This is a genomic window from Capnocytophaga cynodegmi, assembly GCF_002302475.1.
GTDB classification, from domain to species: Bacteria; Bacteroidota; Bacteroidia; order Flavobacteriales; family Flavobacteriaceae; genus Capnocytophaga; species Capnocytophaga cynodegmi.
In genome coordinates this window covers 1,455,961-1,477,095 of sequence record NZ_CP022378.1, presented here as the reverse complement: position 1 = coordinate 1,477,095, position 21,135 = coordinate 1,455,961, and the positions used below count along the sequence as shown (strand labels likewise).

The following is a 21,135-nucleotide window of genomic DNA, read 5'->3' as shown; positions in this document are numbered from 1 at the left end:
CTAGAAAAATCCCCGAAAACAAACACTTAAAAAATTGATTACAAATATATTACCGCAAACATCATATATTTATCATAAATAGAAAAAACGAGTTTTCAAACGAAATATTTTCTGTTTTGATTTTTTCAATCAACTTAAAATCAAACATATTTAAAGATTTTTGTGTAGTTTTGTCAAATATAAAAGCGACAAATTTCCACAATGAGACTAATAATTTATTTATTCATCATTATGTTATTATCATTTCTTTTTAAATCTTGTTCTAAAGAAAATATCAGCAACGAAACCACAGAGGTAATAGCCCCCAACCTTTCTGATAACCAAGCCTCTGAACAAGCTCAAGCTTTATACAAATACCTCCGTTCGGTGTATGGAAAAAAGATACTTTCTTCAACAATGGCAAACGTTAACTGGAACACAAAGGAAGCCGAAAACGTTTACAAACTCACTGGAAAATATCCTGCAATGAATTGCTTCGATTTCATTCATATTCACCATTCTCCTTCGGATTGGATTGATTACTCGGATATTACTCCTGCAAAAGACTGGGCAAATGCAGGAGGAATTGTTTCTCTTATGTGGCATTTTTATGTCCCAACATCTGAAAATTCCGAAACTTACACTTACAAATCGGATACCAAGTTCAAAATTTCTAATATTTTTCTATCAAACACTTGGGAGAGTCGTTTTTTCCACGAACAACTGGATAAAGTCTGTAGTACATTACTCAAATTACAATCTGCAAACATACCTGCTTTGTGGCGACCTTTCCACGAAGCATCTGGGGCTTGGTTTTGGTGGGGAAAAGAAGGTGCAGAAATGTACGTTCGTTTATGGAAATACACATACAATTATCTTCAGAACAAAGGAATCCACAACCTGATATGGGTTTGGACTACCGAAAAGAGTTATGATTACAATTGGTATCCAGGTGACGACTATGTCGATATCATAGGAAAAGATCTTTATGGAAAAAATGCTTCTCAAAATCACAACAATTGGTTGCAAATAAGAAATTCACATAAGAAAAAAATGATAAGCCTTAGCGAATGTGGAAATTTACTAGCTGGAAGAACAATCATTAAAAAACAAGCTTCAATTGAAGAGCAATGGACAAATGGTACACGTTGGCTTTACTTTATGCCTTGGTACGACTATCTTTTCAATGAAGGTAAAGAAGCAGTAAATGTGAGATGTAGCGACGACTTCTGGATTAATGCTATGTCGCAACCTTATGTAATTAGCCGACAGGATATATAAAAGCAAGTAAAATCAATCTTTATTTAGCCTCACTTTCATCAAATCATTTTGTTGAATTACAAAATAATTTGTAAATAATTTCTATTTTTGCACGAAAATCAAGACATTCAAAAAAACACATATAAATTTATGACTTCACAAGAAATCAGAAAGCAATTTTTGAAATTTTTTGAGGGCAAAGGGCATCTGATTGTACCTTCTGCACCTATGGTTATCAAAAACGACCCCACACTGATGTTCACCAACGCAGGTATGAACCAGTTCAAAGAATATTTTTTAGGTAATGGAAAACCCAAAAGTAAACGTATCGCCGACACTCAAAAATGTCTTCGCGTGTCTGGAAAACACAATGATTTAGAAGAAGTTGGGAAAGACACCTATCATCACACAATGTTTGAGATGTTGGGCAACTGGTCATTTGGCGATTATTTCAAAAAGGAGGCGATTGCGTGGGCGTGGGAATTGCTAACTGAAGTCTACAAAATTCCAAAGAAAAACTTATACGTAACTGTTTTTGAGGGAAGTAAAGAAGATAATGTTCCTTTTGACCAAGAATCATTCGATATTTGGAAAGGACTCATCGCTGAAGACCGCATTCTTCTTGGAAATAAAAAAGATAATTTTTGGGAGATGGGCGACCAAGGTCCGTGTGGTCCGTGTACTGAAATCCACGTGGATTTACGTTCAGAAAGCGAGAAAAGCAAAATTTCGGGGCGTGATTTGGTCAATCAAGACCACCCTCAGGTCATCGAAATATGGAATAATGTGTTTATGGAGTTCAATCGCAAAGCCGACGGCTCACTCGAAAAGTTACCTGCTCAGCACGTGGATACAGGAATGGGCTTCGAGCGACTTTGTATGGTTTTGCAAGGCGTGCAATCTAACTATGATACCGATGTCTTTACTCCTATCATTCAACGGATTGAAGAAATTACACAACATAAATACATCAAAGGAAATAATGTTTCCACTGAGGAAGACCAAATCAATATTGCCATTCGCGTAATTGCCGACCATATTCGTGCCGTTTCTTTCGCCATTGCCGACGGACAGTTACCTTCCAACAACGGTGCAGGTTATGTTATTCGTCGTATTTTGCGTCGTGCTATCCGATATGGTTTCACTTTCTTAAATCAAAAAGAGCCTTTTATCTACAAATTGGTGGAAACTTTAGCTTTACAGATGGGTGAAGTTTTCCCAGAGATTGAAAAACAGCAAGTTTTGGTAGAAAATGTTATCAAAGAAGAAGAAGCCTCTTTTTTGCGTACTTTAGAGCAAGGATTGTTGATGCTCGACGTGATGATAAACAACATTTCGGACAATCAACTTTCTGGAAGCAAGGCTTTTGAACTTTACGACACTTATGGATTTCCTATCGACCTTACGGCTCTCATTCTTTCTGAAAAAGGCTTAACGCTGGACGAAAAAGGCTTTGAGAAAAATCTTCAAAAACAAAAAGAACGCTCCCGAGCTGCTGCACAGGTAAAAGCCGATGATTGGGTGATTTTACGTGACGATGAAGAAGAGGAATTCATTGGTTATGACACGTTGGAGGCTATCGTTCGTTTGGTAAAATATCGGAAAGTAGAAAGCCAAAAAGATGGAACTTTCTATCAATTGGTTTTCAATGTAACGCCTTTTTATCCAGAAGGTGGAGGACAAGCAGGTGATAAAGGTACGTTACAATCGGCAAATGGTGGTATTACCTATATTGTTGATACTAAGAAAGAAAACAACCTGATTATTCATATTTCTGAGACTTTGCCAGACAATCTCAACGACCCTTTCAAAGCGGAAGTACATCCGTTAGGAAGAGCCTTTACACAAGCAAATCACTCAGCGACACACCTTTTGCATCAAGCACTTCGCGAGGTTTTAGGAACGCACGTGGAGCAAAAAGGTTCGTTGGTCGATTTAAAACATCTTCGCTTTGACTTTTCTCATTTTCAGAAACTTACTCAAGAGGAAATCACAGAGATTGAAAGACGTGTCAATGAGCGAGTTCAGCAAAAAATAGACTTGCAGGAACACCGCAACATTCCTATACAACAGGCGATGGATGCTGGAGCGATGGCTCTTTTTGGAGAAAAATATGGCGATAAGGTTCGTATGATTCAGTTTGGCGAGAGCAAAGAGCTTTGTGGAGGAACACACGTGAAAAATACGGGAGATATTTGGTATTTTAAAATTTTGTCGGAAGGAGCAGTAGCTTCAGGAATTCGCCGAATTGAAGCCATCACACAAGAAGCAGCCTTGGCGTACTTCAAAGGACAGGAAGCCATAGTAAGCCGACTTCGTCAATTAGTGAAAAACGCACAAGACCCGCTTAAAGCTGTTGAAAATCTGCAAGAAGAAAACACACGTCTGCAAAAAGAACTTGAAAATTTAAAGAAAGAACAAGCTAAAAACCTCAAATCTAACCTAAAAAATGAATTTAAGGAGGTAAACGGAATAGCTTTTCTGTCGCAAAAAGTGAATTTAGACATTGCCAATTTAAAAGACCTTGCTTTCCAATTAGGAAATGAAGTGCCCAACGCCTTTATTTTATTTGGTTCTGAGCAAGAAGACGGCAAAGCTCTGTTATTGTGCTACATATCCAAAGATTTAGTCTCTGAAAAAGGATTAGATGCAGGGAAAGTAGTTCGCGAATTAGGCAAATACATTCACGGAGGCGGAGGCGGACAACCTTTCTTTGCCACAGCAGGAGGTAAAAATCCAGCAGGTATTGAGGAGGCTTTAAAAGAAGTTGAAAACTACGTAAAATAGAATTTAAATTAAACAAAAAACACGAGATTTTATCTCGTGTTTTTTGTTTTTAAATATTTACCTCTTATAAAAATAAGAATTCTCAGATATTTCAATCCAAGAATATAGACTCAAAATCAAACTTTTTCATATTTTCTGACGAAAATATACACCAATGCAGAAAGCAATAACAAATGTAAATAAATAGCATAAACAACCACATCGGGATAACTAATTGCTCCTTTACTGAGTTCAATTAATGCTATAATTTGTGCTCCGTACGGAATAATACCTTGTACGTAACACGAAAAAATATCCAAAACAGACGCCGCATCTCTGCCTGAAATCTGAAATTGATTGGCTATCTTTCTAGAAACTTTCGAAACTATCAGGATTGAAACTGTGTTATTTGCCACACAAAAATCAGTTGTACCTACCAAAGTCCCCATTCCAAACAATGCTGTTTTTGGCGATTTTATATGCTTTTGGATAAATTTCATCATAAATTGAATTCCTCCAAAGTGTTCCACCAATGCCGCCAATCCACCAGTAAAAAAGAACAGAAGAAAAATTTCAGACATATCCGTAAAACCTTGATATGTATGATTTACAAACCCAAGAAAACTAAAATTCCCGTAGATTATACCCAGCGTTCCGGAAAAAATAACACCCAAAAACAAGGAAACAAAAACATTTACACCCAAAAGCGACAATACAACCACAGCCAAATAAGGTAATATTAAAACAACATTAAAATCTTTTTGTGTTTCAATAATTATCTCTTTTGCCTGAGAATTTCCTAAAAACAATAGGGTAACTATGGTCAGTATTGCTGCTGGAAATGCTATTCGTGCATTTGCTTTCATCTTTTCATTCATTTTGCAACCCATTGTTTGTGTTGCCACTATGGTTGTATCGGAAATCAATGAAAGATTATCACCAAACATTGCACCAGAAAGTAAGGAAGCTCCTAACAAAGAAGCATTCAAATCGCTTTGTCCTGCCAGACTAATCACAATAGGAGCTAATGTTGTGATTGTACCTACAGAAGTTCCTGTTGAAAATGATAAAAATGAAGCTATTACAAATACACCTATCGGAAAATATTTCGGTGAAATGTATGATATTCCTAAACTGACAATGCTATCCACACTTCCAGAGGCTTTTGCAACAGTAGCAAAGGCTCCCGCAAAAAGGACAATAACACACATTGTCAACACATTAGTGTCTCCAGCTCCTTTGAAGAAGATGTTTATTTTTTCTGTAAAAGATGCTTTGTAAATCAACAGTGCCACAACAACACCTACTAAAGCTACCAAAGGTGTTGGTAACGAGTAAAAATCATTGAGGTAAATCCCTCCGCCCAAGAAAATTGCAACAAAAACCAAGAGGGGGATAATCGAAATAACACCAAGTTCTTTTTTAAAAGCCATCTAATACGGAAATAAAATTTCAAGGTGCAAAAATATATGTTATTTGAGAAAAACAAAATATTTTTCCAATAAAAATATCTTACACATTAAAATTTTCCAAAAAAAGAAAGTTCAAAAACATTTCTATCTTTTGAACTTTCTTTTAGCTTATTTCTTTTCTTTAATTAGATAAAGGTAAACAGGAAAATGGTCGGAATAGCCCCAAGTATAATTTCCGTTGGACATACTCCGGAAAGGATACCCTTTATAGCGTCCTTTTTGATTTGCCAAATAAGGTTTATTAAACACACCAGCTTTCCAATATCGATAGGTTGATTTATCTTCTTTTAAAAGTTCTTGAGTGAAATAAATTTGATCGAACAAATTCCAACCATCTTGATATGCCAGAGAACCAATCCCTTTTTTAAGCATTTCTTCCATTGGATTATACAACCCTCCAGATTTCACTCTTTCTTTCTTTCCTTCAGTCTTGAGTATTTTTTTGAAACTTGTATTGGTTGGGTCATCATTAAAGTCTCCCATACTCAAGATTTTTGCATCAGGATTTTCTACCAAAAGTGAATCAATTATTTTTTTATTCAGCGTTGCCGCAGCTTCCCGCTTAGGACGACTTGCGGCCTCTCCACCACTTCTTGAAGGCCAGTGATTTACAATAAAATGCATCGGTTCACCATCAAACATTCCACTCACCAAAAGTTGGTCGCGTGTGTACCTACGTTTGCCATCTACTTCGTAAATTTCCAAATGATGTTTTGAAGTTGAGGTCGGTTTGAATATATTTTTTTTGTAGATTAGAGCTACGTCAATGCCTCGACTATCAGGAGAATCATAATGAACAATACCGTAATTGTACTTTTTAAGATAATCCGTGTTTATCAAATCAGTTATAACATTTTGATTTTCAACCTCGCACAATCCCACAATATCAGGAGCTTGTTTAGTCACATCGCTTCCTATTTCCGAAATTACCTTTGCAATTTTCTGCACGTGGTCATTATAAACCTTTGAAGTCCAGCGGTCTGCACCTTCAGGAGTGCGGTCATCATCAAACTTTCGAGGGTCGTTAATTGTATCAAATAAGTTTTCTACATTGTAAAAGGCGATTGTTCTGACCATAAATTTCTTTTCTTGTGCCTGTACTTTTAGCAACATTAACAACAAAAATGTAACAAAAAGTGAATTGTAATATTTTTTCATATTATATTTTTAAAACGCTAATTTATTTTAAAATTCTAATTTCAACTGTGAAGGCAACAACTGGAATGTTTTTCTATGATAAGGTGTAATTCCATAATTTTCAATTGCTTTTCGGTGGGCAATTGTAGGGTATCCTTTGTTTTTCTTCCACTGATACATTGGGAACTCTTCATCTATTTGCTCCATATAGGCATCGCGATACGTTTTAGCCAGAACAGAAGCCGCAGCAATTGTTTGTATTTTAGCATCTCCTTTTACCACACAGGCGTGAGGGATATCACTAAATTTAACAAATCTATTCCCATCAACAGCAATAAATTCAGGTTTTTTGAAGAGTTGCCCCAAAGCTTTGTGCATTGCCAAAATAGACGCTCGCAAAATATTGATTTCATCTATTTCAGCAGGAAAAACGTGTGCGACCGCATAACAAATTGCTTCTTTTTCAATGATGGGCTTCAAAAATAATCGCTGTTTTTCAGTAAGTTGTTTAGAATCTGTCAGCAAATCATTTTTAAAATCTTTCGGAAGAATTACCGCAGCAGCCGTAACAGGACCTGCAAGACAACCTCTCCCTGCTTCATCTGTACCTGCCTCATTATGTGTATGATAATACAACTGCATCTTTTTAACTCTTTGTGCGATAAATCACATCAGTTTATCTACATTTTTCCTTGCAAATATATGCATTTTATTGCAAAGAAAAAGAAGTTACCCTTTTTTGGATAACTTCTTATATGTATAAATAATATGGTTAAAATCTTGGTAATTTTTCAGGAATAATGTGTTCTACTTCATAGCCAGCAAAATTTTTCAAATAATTTTGCAAAGTTGTCCCGTTTGCATCAGCAAAAGCATAACCACCTCTACTCTTAAAATAATTCTTAACATTCTGAGCTCCTGCAAGATGTGCTGCCGCTAGAATTCCCGATTCGGTAATATAAATACCATTAATACGTTTACCCGCAAATTGTTTGATTTCTTTTCTTAATACCCATTTGTTTCTCTTAACACTCAGGGTAAAAAGTCGTTCTTGTTGTTCAGGAGATTTCAGAAATTCTTCTGCATTTTTAACTCCATAAAACTGCAAAGCTGACTTCCCAAACTGATACTTCCCCATATAACCGTATTGATTTACAATAAAATAGTTACCTCGGGACTCTCTGTAAGCTAAGGCTTCTTTAAAGCCAATGAACGTTTTGCCAATAAGTGGCGGATTTAAAGTACTGTTTTTTTCATTTTCTTGTACTGGCAACACAGTTGCCAACTGAGGTTTTTCTACAACAAAATTTCTGTGAACTTGAATTTCTTTGATTTGCTCATCACTGATTGTAAAACACATACAAACAAAACTAAGCAATCCCAAAATTGTAAAAAGATACCTCCTCTTTGCATTAATCATTTTCATTTAGTTTCTTTAAGACTTACGATACTTTCACAAAGTGAAACAATTTCTGCTTAAAATTAGCGGGGGCAAAAATAGTCATTTTATAGGAAAAGAAAATATTATTTCCTAATACATAGTTAATATTAAAAGAATTACAGATTCAAATTTAATATTTTTAACTATCAAGAAAACAATTTTAACACTTATTAAAATAAAAAACAACTTTTTCGTGATAGCAAAAAACATAAAAACACTATGCTATAACAGTAAACATAGCATAGTGTTTTGCTTTTGTTGAGAGATATAATCTACAAGATCTAATTACTTTCCTCTTAAAAAGCTTTTTATTTTTTTTAATTATCTTTCATTTCGACAACGTTATGTGTATAGGTATCAATTACTTGAACCTCTGTGTTATCTTTTAGGCGACGTACTTTATATGAAATAGGCACAGAAGTTTTTGTAATATTTTCAGAGTTTGGCATTTGAACAAATTTCTCAAAACTTCCATAACTATTCACTTTATTACCCAACTCAACAGGACCGCCTGAAATCTTAACCTTTACCTTATCTTCTTGAAATAACCTCTTAAATTCATTGACATAATTCGCATTAGCATTGGCATCAACATAACCTACAGCTACTTCCAAAGAAGCTTTTATCATTTTACGAACTTCTTCAGCTGACTTGGTAGTTTCAATAAAAATATAACCTACACGTCCATAATCAACACTACCAATATAAAGAGGCTCATACTCCCCCATATCCTTAACATCAACATCACCCTTTATCCAAGTTGAATAATGTTTCGGATCAATTGATGCACTGTAAATATGTTGACGGAAAGCCACCATCACATAATTTTTGGTCAGCGAATTACTCCCATCTTTCTGATAATCAAAACTTGACTTTATAATCCCTTTGAGTATGTTTGCCGAAGTGTGAATTTTCAAACTACTTCTGAAATGCTCCTCTGTAGTAACTTTATTGCTTTCGTAAGAGAAAACAGAAGGAACATATTCAAAATTTATACGATTAGCTCCTGCCTGACGAGTTATTAAGTCATTCATCACTTGTCTTACTTGACTTAGAACAGGTTTTGTTGTTTCAGAAACTTTAATATCCCCCCTAAGTGATATTGACAAAGTTACTGGGGTAAATTCATTCCTAAGCACAAGTGGGTCATATTTTCCATTCATAAAAGAATCTCCACGCAAAATACTACCTGGAAAAATAACATCAGACATATTGTCAGCCACCACAGAAAGAGGTGTAATAGCGTACTGCTCTTGCACAGTAGTCAGATATTCGTACTGGTTTTTTCCTGTAGTAGGGTCAACCACTATGTTTCCCGTTTTTTTACTGGTAATTACTTTGGGAGCTTCTTCCTTATAAGCAACTGACTTAAGTTGCTCAATGGTTTTAGGACTATCATCTTCTTTATCGCCACACGACACTGCTACAAGCATTGTAGCAAACAGCAAATTTAAAAATTTTGTTTTCATACAATATGTTATATTAAATTAATATTCGAGAGGTACATTTTCATATCTGATAATATTTTTCAGCCCACTATGCAAATGTTGCGTAATTTCAATTGTTAGGGTTTGAGGCATTTCACTCATTTGTTTAGGACCTTTTTTTGTATCAATATGGTCACGGAACTCATACTGATGTCCTGCCATAAACTCTCCTGATTTGGTTTGCCCATCGTAATATGTAACATAATCGTATCTTCGTGTACTTAAAGGATTACTCAGGTATGAATCGTACTCACGATTCCCATCATCAATCGAAAATTTAAACTGACGTCTATGTTCAGAACGATTCCAAGTACTTGACTCTTTTATTTTCCAGGCAGGAAAATCAAAGTTAATTTTTACTGCACTAAAAATTACCTGCTTAGCGATCGGCTCCCCTACATTTTTATTATTAATTTTATCATACTTTTGCAGGTGAAAGTCAATTTGAAATGTACCAGCAACTTTAGGGACAATAACAAATGAAGGCAAATTATCAGTATCAATAATCTCAAAACGATCTACATCTCGAAAACCTATACCACTCTTAACCTTCAAAGCATAGTCCACACCCAAAACTTGATGCCGCGTAGCATCATTACCCACAACTCTCAACACATAAACGAAATCTGTTCCTCTATGTATGTCTGTGATTTCAGTCACTTCAATAGGAATTTCCTTACCTACACGTAAGTTCGTAACTTCTGTTCGTTCCTTGATTCCTATTGAAAATGAAAGCTTTTGCTCAACCTCTGGTTGAACTTCCTTTCCTAATGAGCTTTTACTACAAGCCCACAATAATGTAACAATTGTTAGTAGAAATACTTTCTTCACAATAAAACTTATTAGAATTATGCCACAAATGTATTTTGAACAAAATACACAAACAAGTAAATTAACTTTTATTTAACTAAAAAAAAGAAAATATATCCTAAGTAAATTTTATCATAAAAACAACTGAATGTATTTCCGATGTTTTACATATTGGTATTTTTTCAACTATCCGTATCTTTGCTTTTCATTACAAATCGCAACATCAAAGTTTTATGAACAAACTTATCCGAACCAATGAATATGGTGTTTTTTTCTACCGAATCTTTTTAGTTTATATTTTCTACTTCATTGCACGACTTCTATTTTTTCTTTTTAACACAGAAATCATAGGAGAAATTAGCACAAGTCAGCTTTTGAAATTATTCTTTTTGGGAATTAAGTTCGACACAACGGCTATTCTTTACGTCAATTTACTATTCATTTTGCTCAGTTTGTTTCCTTTATGGGTAAATACGTATAAAACTTACCAAAAAATACTCTTTTGGATTTATTTCATCACAAACGGAATTGCTTATGCGACCAATTTTGTGGATATGATTTACTATCCGTTTAGCAAATCACGTCTAACCACCGCCTCGTTTGCCGTAGTAGAAAACGAGCAAAACAAAAGCGAATTATTTTTCATCTTTTTAGCAAATTACTGGTATTTAGTACTTATATTTATTGGTTTAATCGTTCTTTGGATATTCCTTTATAAAAAAATCAACATCAAAAGTTTCAGAATTCGACCTCTTCCGTATGTTGTATGGTCTGTTTTGTTGTTTTTAGGAATAGGAATAGGCGTTTTGGCAGGAATACGGGGAGGAAGTTTAGCACATTCATCACGTCCGATAAACATTTTGGACGCCAGTCGGCACGTAACCAATTCAGCACACGCTGATGTTATTCTCAATACACCTTTCACGCTTATTCGAACCATCGGGAAAAACAAAGGATTTAAAGAATATAAATTCGTTTCAGATGAGTATATTCAGAAAAATATTCTTCCAATAAAACAGTATAACAGAAAAGTAACCGACAAGCCCAATGTCGTGATTTTCATTTTGGAAAGTTTTGGAAGAGAATATGTAGGTTGCCTAAACTCTTCAAGAAATATCCCTAATTACAAATCGTACACTCCCTTTTTGGACTCACTAGCTCAGCATTCCTATATATTTGACAATGCGTATGGTAACGGAAGACAATCCATTCACGGAATGTCCTCAATTTACGCAGGAATCCCTACCTTTCAGGTGGCTTATACCTCCTCTCCTTATGTGCAGCAACCCACAGAGTCTGTTGTTTCAATTGCCAAAAAAATGGGATACAACACATCATTTTTCCATTCCGCACCTAATGGTTCTATGGGATTTTTAGGTTTTTCAAATATTCTAGGTTTTGATAATTACTTTGGAAAAGATGAATATAATAACGATGCTGATTTTGACGGTGTATGGGGTATTTGGGACGAGCCTTTCCTTCAGTTTATGAACGATGAATTAAGCAAAAAACAACAGCCTTTTTTAGGAACAATATTTACCGTTTCATCACACCATCCTTTCAAAATTCCAGAAAAATATGAAGGCAAATTCGATAAAGGAAATGTTGAAATACACCAATGCATTCAGTATACGGACTACGCTTTGAAAAAGTTTTTTGAGTCAGCTCAGAAAGAAAATTGGTACAACAATACTATTTTTGTTTTCACTAACGACCACCCAAATCAAATTTTTTACGACCTTTACAAACAGCCCATCACAACCACTGGAGCTACTCTAATTTTTTATAGTCCTAACCCTGAATTGGTTGGCAAAGGAATTTCGTCGGAAATAGCTCAGCAAATAGATATTTATCCTTCAGTTGTTGATTTAATTGGTTACAATCAACCTTTTCGTTCGTGGGGACGCAGTTTGTTCTCTGACAAAGAAGAAACCCCTCGAGCATATATTTCTGATTCACACGTTTATAGGCTAATGCAAGGAAATTACATTTATGTTTTAAATGAAGATGGAAGCGTAAATGGAATTTTTCAAAAAGAAGATGAAGCACTGAAAAACAACTTAATAAACAAAGAAAGTAATCCAGAAATGGAAAAAGGCATTAAAGACTTACAAGCTTTCATTCAAGATTATATGGATAGAATTATCAACCGAAAATTAGAATAAAGCCCAACTTTTTCTTTAAGATTTTATTAATAAAAAAGCCTTAATTTTTTAGTAAAAATTAAGGCTTTTAAAATATCTGCATTAAACTATTAATCTTCCAAAGTCATCAAATATCTTTCAGCGTCCAATGCTGCCATACATCCCGAACCCGCAGCCGTAATTGCCTGTCTGTAACGGCTATCAGCGGCATCACCAGCAACAAAAACACCTTTTACATTTGTTAGAGACGTTCCTGGTACATTTTTGATGTAGCCTGTTTCATCAAGAGAAATAAAATCTTTGAAAACAGCTGTATTAGGTGTATGCCCTATTGCTACAAAAAAGCCCGTAACAGGAATTTCGGAAACTTCATTTGTTTTATTATTACGCACTTTCAAAGCCGTAACTACCTGTCCATCACCTAAAACTTCTTCTGTTTCAGTGTTATAAAGTACTTCTATATTTTCTGCTTTTAACACACGTTCTTTCATAATTCGAGAAGCACGGAACTCATCACGACGAACAAGCATCGTTACTTTCTCACAGATATTCGCCAAATACAACGCTTCCTCACAGGCTGAGTCTCCCGCCCCAACAATGGCTACTTTTTGCTTTCTGTAGAAGAAACCATCACACACAGCACAAGCAGAAACTCCTCCGCCTGTTTTCAAATAATGTTGCTCGGAAGGTAATCCCAAGTACTTAGCAGAAGCTCCCGTAGCAATAATCACTGTTTGTGCGTGAATTTCTTTTTCTTCATTAATCCACACTTTATGAGGAGTTTGTGAAAAATCAACCTTTGTTACCCATCCGTTGCGTATTTCAGTTCCAAAGCGTTCAGCTTGTTGCTGTAACTCCATCATCATTGCTGTACCAGTAATCCCATTAGGATACCCAGGGAAGTTTTCAACCTCGTTTGTTGTAGTTAGCTGTCCTCCAGGTTGTTCCCCCTGATATAACACAGGATGCATATTAGCACGCGAAGCGTAAATTGCAGCAGTGTATCCTGCAGGCCCTGAACCTATTATAAGGCATTTTACTTTTTCTATCTCAGCCATTATTCTATTTTTTTGAATTCAACTTTACAAAGGTACGTCTTTTTTAGAAGAATGCAAACATTCACCCCAAAAGCCTTTTATCAACTAACAATTCCTCAATTTTTTTAAGTACTATTTTTTCAATTTGGTAATTTTCAAAGATGTCGTAAAAACTTCAGCAGGTAGTACTATTGAGTTTTTTGTCAATACAAAAATCAATAAATTCCTGCTGGGTTATATTTTGAATTGGTTTCATAAGTATTGTGATTTTAAAATAGAGAATTACTTTCTATGATAATATTATCATTAGCACTTTAACCATAAATATACTTTGTGTTATTTCTACGTTCTCAATTTAATGTAAAGTTTAGGCTTTTGTGGGTTCTTGCGTCCCACGACATTGTACTTTACTGGCATAATATTTATGTGTTAAAATTATTTGTTTTCAGTATCTTCTATATCATCCCCCATTTCAAAGAAATCTCCACTTCCTCCATTTTTTTTATACTTATCTATAAGTTCTTCAAGTTTTCCTTTTATAAAATCATCTTTGTACATCTCTCTATGCCACAAATTGTGTATCATTTTATATTTGGTAAAGAATTGATTTTCATTGTTTTCCCAATCTCCCCCATAACTACTCAACCAATTGTAAAACAACATTATTTGTTCATAATTCGATAGTTGAGCTCTTAAAATTCGTAAATAATTTAATTTTTCTTCTTCCGAAATCAAATCTTCTTTTTGATTTACAACGAATTTAACAGTTAAAAACAAATGACGATAATAATGACCCAAATAGCTATGATGCCCCTTTAATCTTTCTATTTTGAGCTTATGCCTTCCCCATACTATCTCTGGAAGATAGGACATATTAGTAGGGGAAATAACTTCCTTAATTAAATAATCTTCTACTTTATTGATAAAGGAATGCAATGTACTTTTATTTTCAAACAAATTGTCTCTAAGAACGAGGCCTTTATTGAGAATACCCCAAAAAAATACCCCATAAATTCCTCTTAAACTATTCCCATTCAACCTCGACTCATACATAGGAAACATATCCTCTAAATCCTTTTTCATTTCAAAAAAAGCATTTCTACCCTTAATTGTTTTACCATCAATGGTTTCAATCTCAATTTCATTCACATTCTCCTTATGAAGACGAAGCATTTCATAAAATTGAGTTTCAAATTTTTGTAATTCAGTTTCTTTACGATATTCCTTCTGTTCTTCTTCAAATTGTTTTTTCTGTTCTCTAAGAGCATTGATTTGTATTTGATTTGCTCTATATTGAGCATAAAAAGCCAATGCCGTAACAAATACAGCAGCCACACCAATAAAAGGGCTTGTTAAACCTCCTATGGTATCCCCTATTTCTCCTGTTTTAGAAAAATCAACACCCCACTCATTACTTCTCGTAAAAATAAAAGGTGAAATAATTGAAAAAACGATACAAGCAATAGAAGAAATTATTAAAATTCTATTTATATGTTTTTTAATCCAAGCCATAATCTTCCACATAAAATCATCGCCCGACCGTGCTACGGTCTAATCATTCAACTTCAATACCGCCATAAACGCAGATTGTGGCACTTCTACGTTTCCGATTTGTCGCATACGTTTTTTACCTTTCTTCTGTTTTTCAAGGAGTTTACGTTTACGCGAGATGTCTCCACCATAACATTTGGCGGTAACGTCTTTACGGAGAGCTTTGATAGTTTCACGAGCGATGATTTTCGCCCCAATTGCTGCCTGAATTGGAATATCAAACTGCTGACGTGGAATCAGTTCACGCAATTTTTCACACATTTTCTTTCCGATATTGTACGCATTATCGGCGTGAATAAGAGCAGACAATGCATCTACCGAATTGGCGTTAATCAGCACATCGACTTTCACCAAATTAGAAGCTCTCATTCCGATAGGCGAATAATCAAATGAGGCGTAACCCTTTGACACTGTTTTTAATCGGTCGTAAAAATCAAACACGATTTCCGCCAGTGGCATATCAAAATTTAGTTCCACACGCTCGGGAGTGAGGTACGTCTGATTGGTAATTTGCCCGCGTTTTTCGATACAAAGCGACATCACTTGCCCCACAAAATCCGCTTTGGTAATTACCGATGCCTTGATGTACGGCTCTTCCACTCGGTCCAATTTCGATGGGTCGGGAAGGTCAGACGGATTATTTACTACGATAGGCGTTTCAGGGTCTTTCTTCGTGTACGCCAGGTAACTAACGTTCGGAACGGTAGTAATTACGGTCATATCGAACTCTCGTTCCAATCGCTCTTGAATGATTTCCAAGTGCAACATTCCGAGGAAACCACAACGGAAGCCAAAGCCCAATGCTGCTGAACTTTCAGGAGTGAAAACTAGCGAAGCATCGTTAAGTTGCAGTTTTTCCATCGAAGCTCGAAGTTCTTCATAATCCTCAGTATCAACAGGATAAATTCCAGCAAATACCATCGGTTTTACGTCTTCAAATCCATCAATGATTTCAGAACAGCCATTTACTGCCGAAGTAATCGTATCACCCACCTTTACCTCACGAGCATCTTTTATTCCAGTAATGAGGTAACCCACATCACCCGTTTTTACAGATTGCTTGGCTACTTGATTGAGTTTAAGCGTCCCTACCTCGTCAGCATCGTAGATTTTTCCGGTAGACATAAATTTGATTTTCTGACCTTTACGGATTTCTCCATTCATCACACGGAAATACGTTTCCACACCACGAAACGGATTGTACACCGAATCGAAAATCAGTGCTTGAAGCGGTGCATCGGGGTCGCCTTTTGGGGCAGGAATGCGTTCGATGATAGCTTCGAGGATTTGCTCCACGCCCAAACCTGTTTTCCCAGAAGCAGGGATAATATCATCAGGGTCACAGCCGAGTAAATCAACAATATCGTCTTTTACTTCTTCCGGATTTGCCGAAGGAAGGTCTATTTTATTTAAGATAGGAATAATTTCCAAGTCATTTTCCAAAGCCAAATACAGGTTAGAAATAGTCTGAGCTTGAATACTTTGTGCAGCATCGACAATCAGCAAAGCTCCCTCACACGCAGCAATGGAACGCGACACTTCGTACGAGAAATCCACGTGACCAGGGGTGTCGATAAGATTCAGAATGTAAGTTTCGCCCTTGTACTCGTACTCCATTTGGATAGCGTGAGATTTGATGGTAATCCCTCGTTCACGCTCTAAGTCCATATTATCAAGGAGTTGGTCTTGTTTTTCGCGTTCGGTAACGGTTTTGGTAAAGTCCAAAAGTCGGTCAGCAAGGGTACTTTTTCCGTGGTCGATGTGTGCGATAATGCAAAAATTGCGTATGTTTTTCATTTCTCTTGTTTTCAAATTGTTGTAATTGGCAAAGATACGAAAAAAGTGCAAAGGAAAAAGAAGAAAAATAAAAAGCCAACAAGTTTTCCCTTCAAACTTATTGAATTTGATTTTTTAAACAAAAAAATCCGTTTCTGTTTTAGAAACGGATTTTTAATTTATCTTTGAAATGACTAAACTTCCTCTTGATCTCTCAAATATTGGATGTATCGAGCTTTTTGTAGTTCATTTCTTCTCTTTACAGAATTTTTTGTAAAATGCTGTTTCTCACGAAGTTTACGAACAACTCCCGTTCTGTCAAATTTTCTTTTGTAACGTTTTAACGCTTTGTCGATGCTTTCGCCGTCTTTTACTGGTATTATTAACATAATCTACACACCTCCTCTCATTTGGGCTGCAAATATGCATTTTTTTTCTGAAACTCACAAATTTTACTCGAAAAAATAATTCCTAAGACAATAAATTCTATTCAATAAAATTATTTTCTTTCTCTGAAATAATTATTAATTCGTTGCTTCCCTCCACATTTGGAATTACTTTTACCAAATTGGTTTGTTCGCAAAATTTGATGAAATTTGTATTTCTTTCAGATTGTTTCTTATTGTTTTTCATCGTATTAAACAATATTTTTCCATTATGTGTCCGCAAAGAAAGTACTCTATTCACAAATTCTGGAGAGAACAAAAAATCAGGCATTTTATCATCTTGAAAAACGTCAATAATAATCAAATTATATTTTGATTTTAATTTATGCACAAATTGCTGTGCATCATCAACAACAATTTCTAAATTGTCAATTTCATCAAGATTAAAATATGTTTTCGCAACTTCAACAATCTCTTTATCAATATCAACAGCGGTTATTTTTCCTTTGTATGAAATTTCATCAACCAAAGTTTTTACAACGCTACCTCCAGCCAAACCCAAAACTAAAATACTTTCCATCTTTTGTATTTCTGGAAAACCTATTTTTTTCAAGCCTTTTCGTAAAATCCGTTGTAAACTTCCGTAAGAATAATTTGTGTTGGGCGTATCCAAAACCAAACGTCCATCACGAAAAACCACTTCAATTGACTTACTAACAGACGATTCTCGTTTGTGAATTGTAATAGGAATAATATAACTGAGAATTCTTTTTAACATTGGATAAATTGTAGATAAAAATCAGACTTTCAATAAGTTTACTTCTTTCCCGTTAAAAACGGCATAGGTAAAATAGTGAATCCAATCGCCTGTGTTTATATACTTGGAATTACTCGAAAGCTCAATTTCCATTGGCAAATGCCGATGCCCGAAAAGAAAATAATCATAATGTTTGGTTTTTAACTTGCGTTTGCAATATTGTACCAGCCATTCGTTATCTTCCCCTAAGAATTTCACGTCTTCATCTCCTGAAATTAACTTATTTTTTACTGAAAGATATTGTGCCAGTCTCACTCCAATATCAGGATGTAGCCATCGGAAAAACCATTTTGCTACTGGATTGGTAAACACTTTTTTCATCCGTTTAAAACCTTTGTCGCCTGGTCCGAGTCCATCGCCGTGCCCCACCAGAAAGCGTTTACCACAAGATTCAAATTCCAGCGGTTTGTGAAAAACAGGAATATTTAATTCTTTTTGGAAATAATCGTTCATCCATAAATCGTGATTTCCAACAAAAAAATAAATCGGAATTCCTTTATCGGTCAGAGCTGCCAATTTCCCTAAAACACGCACAAATCCTTTTGGAACGACTGTTTTATATTCGAACCAAAAATCAAACAAATCACCCAACAGAAAAATTGCCCCTGCATCTGCTTCAATCTGGCTAAGCCAATTCACAAAAGCCAATTCTCGCTGACGACTTGCCACGAAATCAGGTGCTCCCAAATGATTATCAGAAGCGAAATAAATCTTTTTATTTGATTGAAGTTGTAAGTTCAAAGTTTTAAGTATAAAGGGAAAAAATCGAAGTTATAAGAGACAAGTTATGAGGAGAAGGAATTAACAATAAACAACAGCTTATTGCCTAATGCCGATTCCCTAATATCTATAATCTATCACAAATTGTCCGAAGCAAACCATTCAGCGTAAGAGCTTTCGGTTTCTTGCAAACGAAGCGAAAATAAAGTTACATTTTCGGGTAAATATTTTTTGATACGATTGGCAAAATCAGCAACCAAATTTTCACTTGTAGGCTGATAATCCACCAAAATAATATGATGCCCTTTGGCTTTAAGTTCGTTTGCCAACTCCAAATGTGGTGAATTGGCATTGAAAATCATCGCGTGATCAAATTCATCGATAATTTCCTGCTTCACGATGCGTTTCAAATCACCAAAATCAATCACCATTCCGTATTTTACATTATTGGGGTCATTTATAGGCTTACCAACTACGGTAACGTGCAGCTTATAGCTATGTCCGTGCAGATTTTTACACTTCCCGTCGTAACCATACAAAGCGTGTCCCGCCTCAAATTCAAACTTTTTAGTAATGCGTATGTTCGCCATCTCAGAAATAATTTTTAAGCCGTAAAAGTAATGAAAAAGAAAATAACAACAAAAACGCAATCAATTTGGAAAAATAATGATATATCAAACCACTCATTTTTTGGTATTCTTTTTCCTATTTTTTAATCCAAAAACAAGGTTTATACATTAAATTTTTCTATTTTTGCGACAATATTTTATCAGAAAAAATAATGTTACTTACAAAACAAACATTTGAATTACACAAAGCTACACGCCTTAGACTTGTAGATTTTTTAGAGAGATTATCTCCCGAACAATTGGCAAAAGTCCCTAATGGGTTTCATAACAACGTACTATGGAACATAGCTCACTGCATTGTAACTCAACAACTTTTATGCTACAAACTTGGAAACATCACTCCTCTAGTTACCGATGAATTTATCGAAACATATCGAAAAGGTACTTTTCCTAAAGAATATCTTCCTACAAAAGAAGAAATTAATAACATAAAAGAATTATTAATTTCAACACAAGAACAACTCAAATCAGATTACGAAAAAGGAGTTTTTCAGCAGTATAATACATATATGACCAGTTATGGCTTTGAACTTACCTGCATTGAAGACGCCATAAACTTCAATAATGTACACGAAAGTATGCATTTAGGTTCAATAATTGCCTTAAACTATTTTCTTTAAACCCACCAAACATTTAGCATTTATTTAAACATTTAGAAGTAGAAAGATGTCGCCCATTTATAACCAATTACTAATTCCATATCTCATTGCTATGGCACTTGCTATAACTATGGGAGGAAGTGGTACAGCACCTGCATTTTCTGCAAGTTATGGAGCAAATGTTATACGAAGGAGCTTAATTCCAGGTATTTTCGGCATTGCAGTTTTTTTAGGAGCTTTTGTTGCTGGTAAAAATACAGCAACCACAATGGGAAATGGCATCTTACCTGCTAACTATATGACTTTCACAGTTGTATCAGTAGCTTTACTTTCTGTTGCGATTACGCTTCTGATAGCTAATATTTCAGGAATCCCTCAGTCAACAAGTCAGGCTGCTGTTCTTGCATTTGCTGCTCCTTCCCTGTATTTCAATAAATTAGACTCAGGAAAATTATTTTACGAAATTATTCCTACTTGGTTCATTCTCCCTATTATTTCATTTATTTTGAGTTACTTATGCGGGAAATACATCTATAAACCAATGCGAAAGAGAGGCTTCACTATGCAACGAGCTCAGAATGAAAATCTTAACCCTGTTTGGAATACCATTCTGATTGTAATGTCTATTTATGTTTCTTTCTCCATTGGTTCAAACAACGTGGCCAATGGTGCGGGACCTATTGCAGCAATGACTATCAATGAATTAGGATTACAAAATGAAAATGATTTTATGGTAATTCTGATATTGTCATCATTAATTGTTGCTCCTTGTTTTGGTATTGGAAGTTCTTTGTTTGGTCATAAAATTGTGAAAAATACAGGAAAAGAGATTATCCTCTTCGGAAAATTTGAAGCAGTTATAATTGCCTTCATTTCAGGAAGTTTGCTACTTTTAGCTTCTGTAACAAAAGGAATTCCCTCCTCGCTGGTTCAGGTAAACATAGCAGCTATTTTAGGAATTGGCGTTGCAAAAATGGGACCAAAGAACATCTTTAATAAAACCCAAGTAAAACGCTTTTTTACTATGTGGATGATTGCCCCTATCATTTCCTTTTTATTGTCACTTTTATTAATCTATCTTGCTGATATAGGTGGATTTATACATAACCATTAATTAAAAAAGT

The 21,135-nt window shown here is 35.2% G+C and carries 18 protein-coding genes; 5 read left to right on the top strand and 13 right to left on the bottom strand.

Annotated elements, in window-relative coordinates:
- Window positions 1–201 precede the first annotated feature (201 nt).
- Entirely contained in the window at window positions 202–1,260 is a 1,059-nt protein-coding gene (locus CGC48_RS06480) for a glycosyl hydrolase (protein ID WP_098028926.1), read from the top strand.
- Window positions 1,261–1,389: 129 nt separating this feature from the next.
- Window positions 1,390–4,026, top strand: a complete 2,637-nt coding sequence (gene alaS / locus CGC48_RS06475) for an alanine--tRNA ligase (protein ID WP_098029782.1) — start codon at window positions 1,390–1,392, stop codon at window positions 4,024–4,026.
- A 116-nt stretch (window positions 4,027–4,142) separates the two neighbouring features.
- On the opposite strand, the gene CGC48_RS06470 is transcribed toward alaS, so the two are convergent.
- From CGC48_RS06470 to CGC48_RS06445, 6 genes are all read right to left on the bottom strand, one after another.
- On the bottom strand, window positions 4,143–5,438 hold the full coding sequence (locus CGC48_RS06470) for a Na+/H+ antiporter NhaC family protein (protein ID WP_098028925.1): 1,296 nt from the start codon (window positions 5,436–5,438) through the stop codon (window positions 4,143–4,145).
- 147 nt (window positions 5,439–5,585) lie between these two features.
- A complete protein-coding gene (locus tag CGC48_RS06465) occupies window positions 5,586–6,635 on the bottom strand; it encodes an endonuclease/exonuclease/phosphatase family protein (protein ID WP_098028924.1) in 1,050 nt (349 codons plus the stop codon).
- Between the two features lie 27 nt (window positions 6,636–6,662).
- Complete coding sequence (locus tag CGC48_RS06460) at window positions 6,663–7,256, bottom strand: ribonuclease HII (protein WP_098028923.1); 594 nt, start codon at window positions 7,254–7,256, stop codon at window positions 6,663–6,665.
- Window positions 7,257–7,386: 130 nt separating this feature from the next.
- Window positions 7,387–7,974, bottom strand: a complete 588-nt coding sequence (locus tag CGC48_RS06455) for a peptidoglycan-binding protein LysM (RefSeq protein ID WP_373309641.1) — start codon at window positions 7,972–7,974, stop codon at window positions 7,387–7,389.
- Between the two features lie 398 nt (window positions 7,975–8,372).
- Complete coding sequence (locus CGC48_RS06450) at window positions 8,373–9,524, bottom strand: thiol-activated cytolysin family protein (protein ID WP_098028922.1); 1,152 nt, start codon at window positions 9,522–9,524, stop codon at window positions 8,373–8,375.
- Window positions 9,525–9,542: 18 nt separating this feature from the next.
- Complete coding sequence (locus CGC48_RS06445) at window positions 9,543–10,373, bottom strand: hypothetical protein (protein WP_098028921.1); 831 nt, start codon at window positions 10,371–10,373, stop codon at window positions 9,543–9,545.
- Window positions 10,374–10,585: 212 nt separating this feature from the next.
- Between CGC48_RS06445 and CGC48_RS06440 the strand changes: the two genes are divergently transcribed.
- Complete coding sequence (locus tag CGC48_RS06440; RefSeq protein ID WP_232780463.1) at window positions 10,586–12,517, top strand: LTA synthase family protein; 1,932 nt, start codon at window positions 10,586–10,588, stop codon at window positions 12,515–12,517.
- Window positions 12,518–12,606: 89 nt separating this feature from the next.
- Here the strand turns inward: CGC48_RS06440 and trxB are convergent, their stop codons facing one another.
- From trxB to queD, 7 genes are all read right to left on the bottom strand, one after another.
- The gene (gene trxB, locus CGC48_RS06435; protein WP_098028920.1) at window positions 12,607–13,554 is read right to left on the bottom strand and encodes a thioredoxin-disulfide reductase; all 948 of its coding nucleotides are present in this window, start codon (window positions 13,552–13,554) and stop codon (window positions 12,607–12,609) included.
- 414 nt (window positions 13,555–13,968) lie between these two features.
- Window positions 13,969–15,045 carry a putative phage abortive infection protein gene (locus tag CGC48_RS06430; protein ID WP_098028919.1) on the bottom strand — a complete coding sequence of 359 codons (1,077 nt, stop codon included), beginning with the start codon at window positions 15,043–15,045 and terminating at the stop codon, window positions 13,969–13,971.
- A 39-nt stretch (window positions 15,046–15,084) separates the two neighbouring features.
- Window positions 15,085–16,881 carry a translation elongation factor 4 gene (gene lepA, locus CGC48_RS06425; protein ID WP_098029780.1) on the bottom strand — a complete coding sequence of 599 codons (1,797 nt, stop codon included), beginning with the start codon at window positions 16,879–16,881 and terminating at the stop codon, window positions 15,085–15,087.
- A 173-nt stretch (window positions 16,882–17,054) separates the two neighbouring features.
- The gene (rpsU, locus tag CGC48_RS06420; protein ID WP_018278300.1) at window positions 17,055–17,249 is read right to left on the bottom strand and encodes a 30S ribosomal protein S21; all 195 of its coding nucleotides are present in this window, start codon (window positions 17,247–17,249) and stop codon (window positions 17,055–17,057) included.
- Window positions 17,250–17,346: 97 nt separating this feature from the next.
- Window positions 17,347–18,024, bottom strand: a complete 678-nt coding sequence (locus CGC48_RS06415) for a spermidine synthase (RefSeq protein WP_098028918.1) — start codon at window positions 18,022–18,024, stop codon at window positions 17,347–17,349.
- 21 nt (window positions 18,025–18,045) lie between these two features.
- Window positions 18,046–18,804, bottom strand: coding sequence for a UDP-2,3-diacylglucosamine diphosphatase (locus CGC48_RS06410; RefSeq protein ID WP_098028917.1), 759 nt, complete (start codon window positions 18,802–18,804; stop codon window positions 18,046–18,048).
- A gap of 116 nt (window positions 18,805–18,920) precedes the next feature.
- Complete coding sequence (gene queD, locus CGC48_RS06405) at window positions 18,921–19,373, bottom strand: 6-carboxytetrahydropterin synthase QueD (protein WP_018278297.1); 453 nt, start codon at window positions 19,371–19,373, stop codon at window positions 18,921–18,923.
- Window positions 19,374–19,564: 191 nt separating this feature from the next.
- Between queD and CGC48_RS06400 the strand changes: the two genes are divergently transcribed.
- Entirely contained in the window at window positions 19,565–20,032 is a 468-nt protein-coding gene (locus CGC48_RS06400) for a DinB family protein (RefSeq protein ID WP_098028916.1), read from the top strand.
- A gap of 46 nt (window positions 20,033–20,078) precedes the next feature.
- On the top strand, window positions 20,079–21,125 hold the full coding sequence (locus tag CGC48_RS06395; RefSeq protein WP_098028915.1) for an inorganic phosphate transporter: 1,047 nt from the start codon (window positions 20,079–20,081) through the stop codon (window positions 21,123–21,125).
- Window positions 21,126–21,135 lie beyond the last annotated feature (10 nt).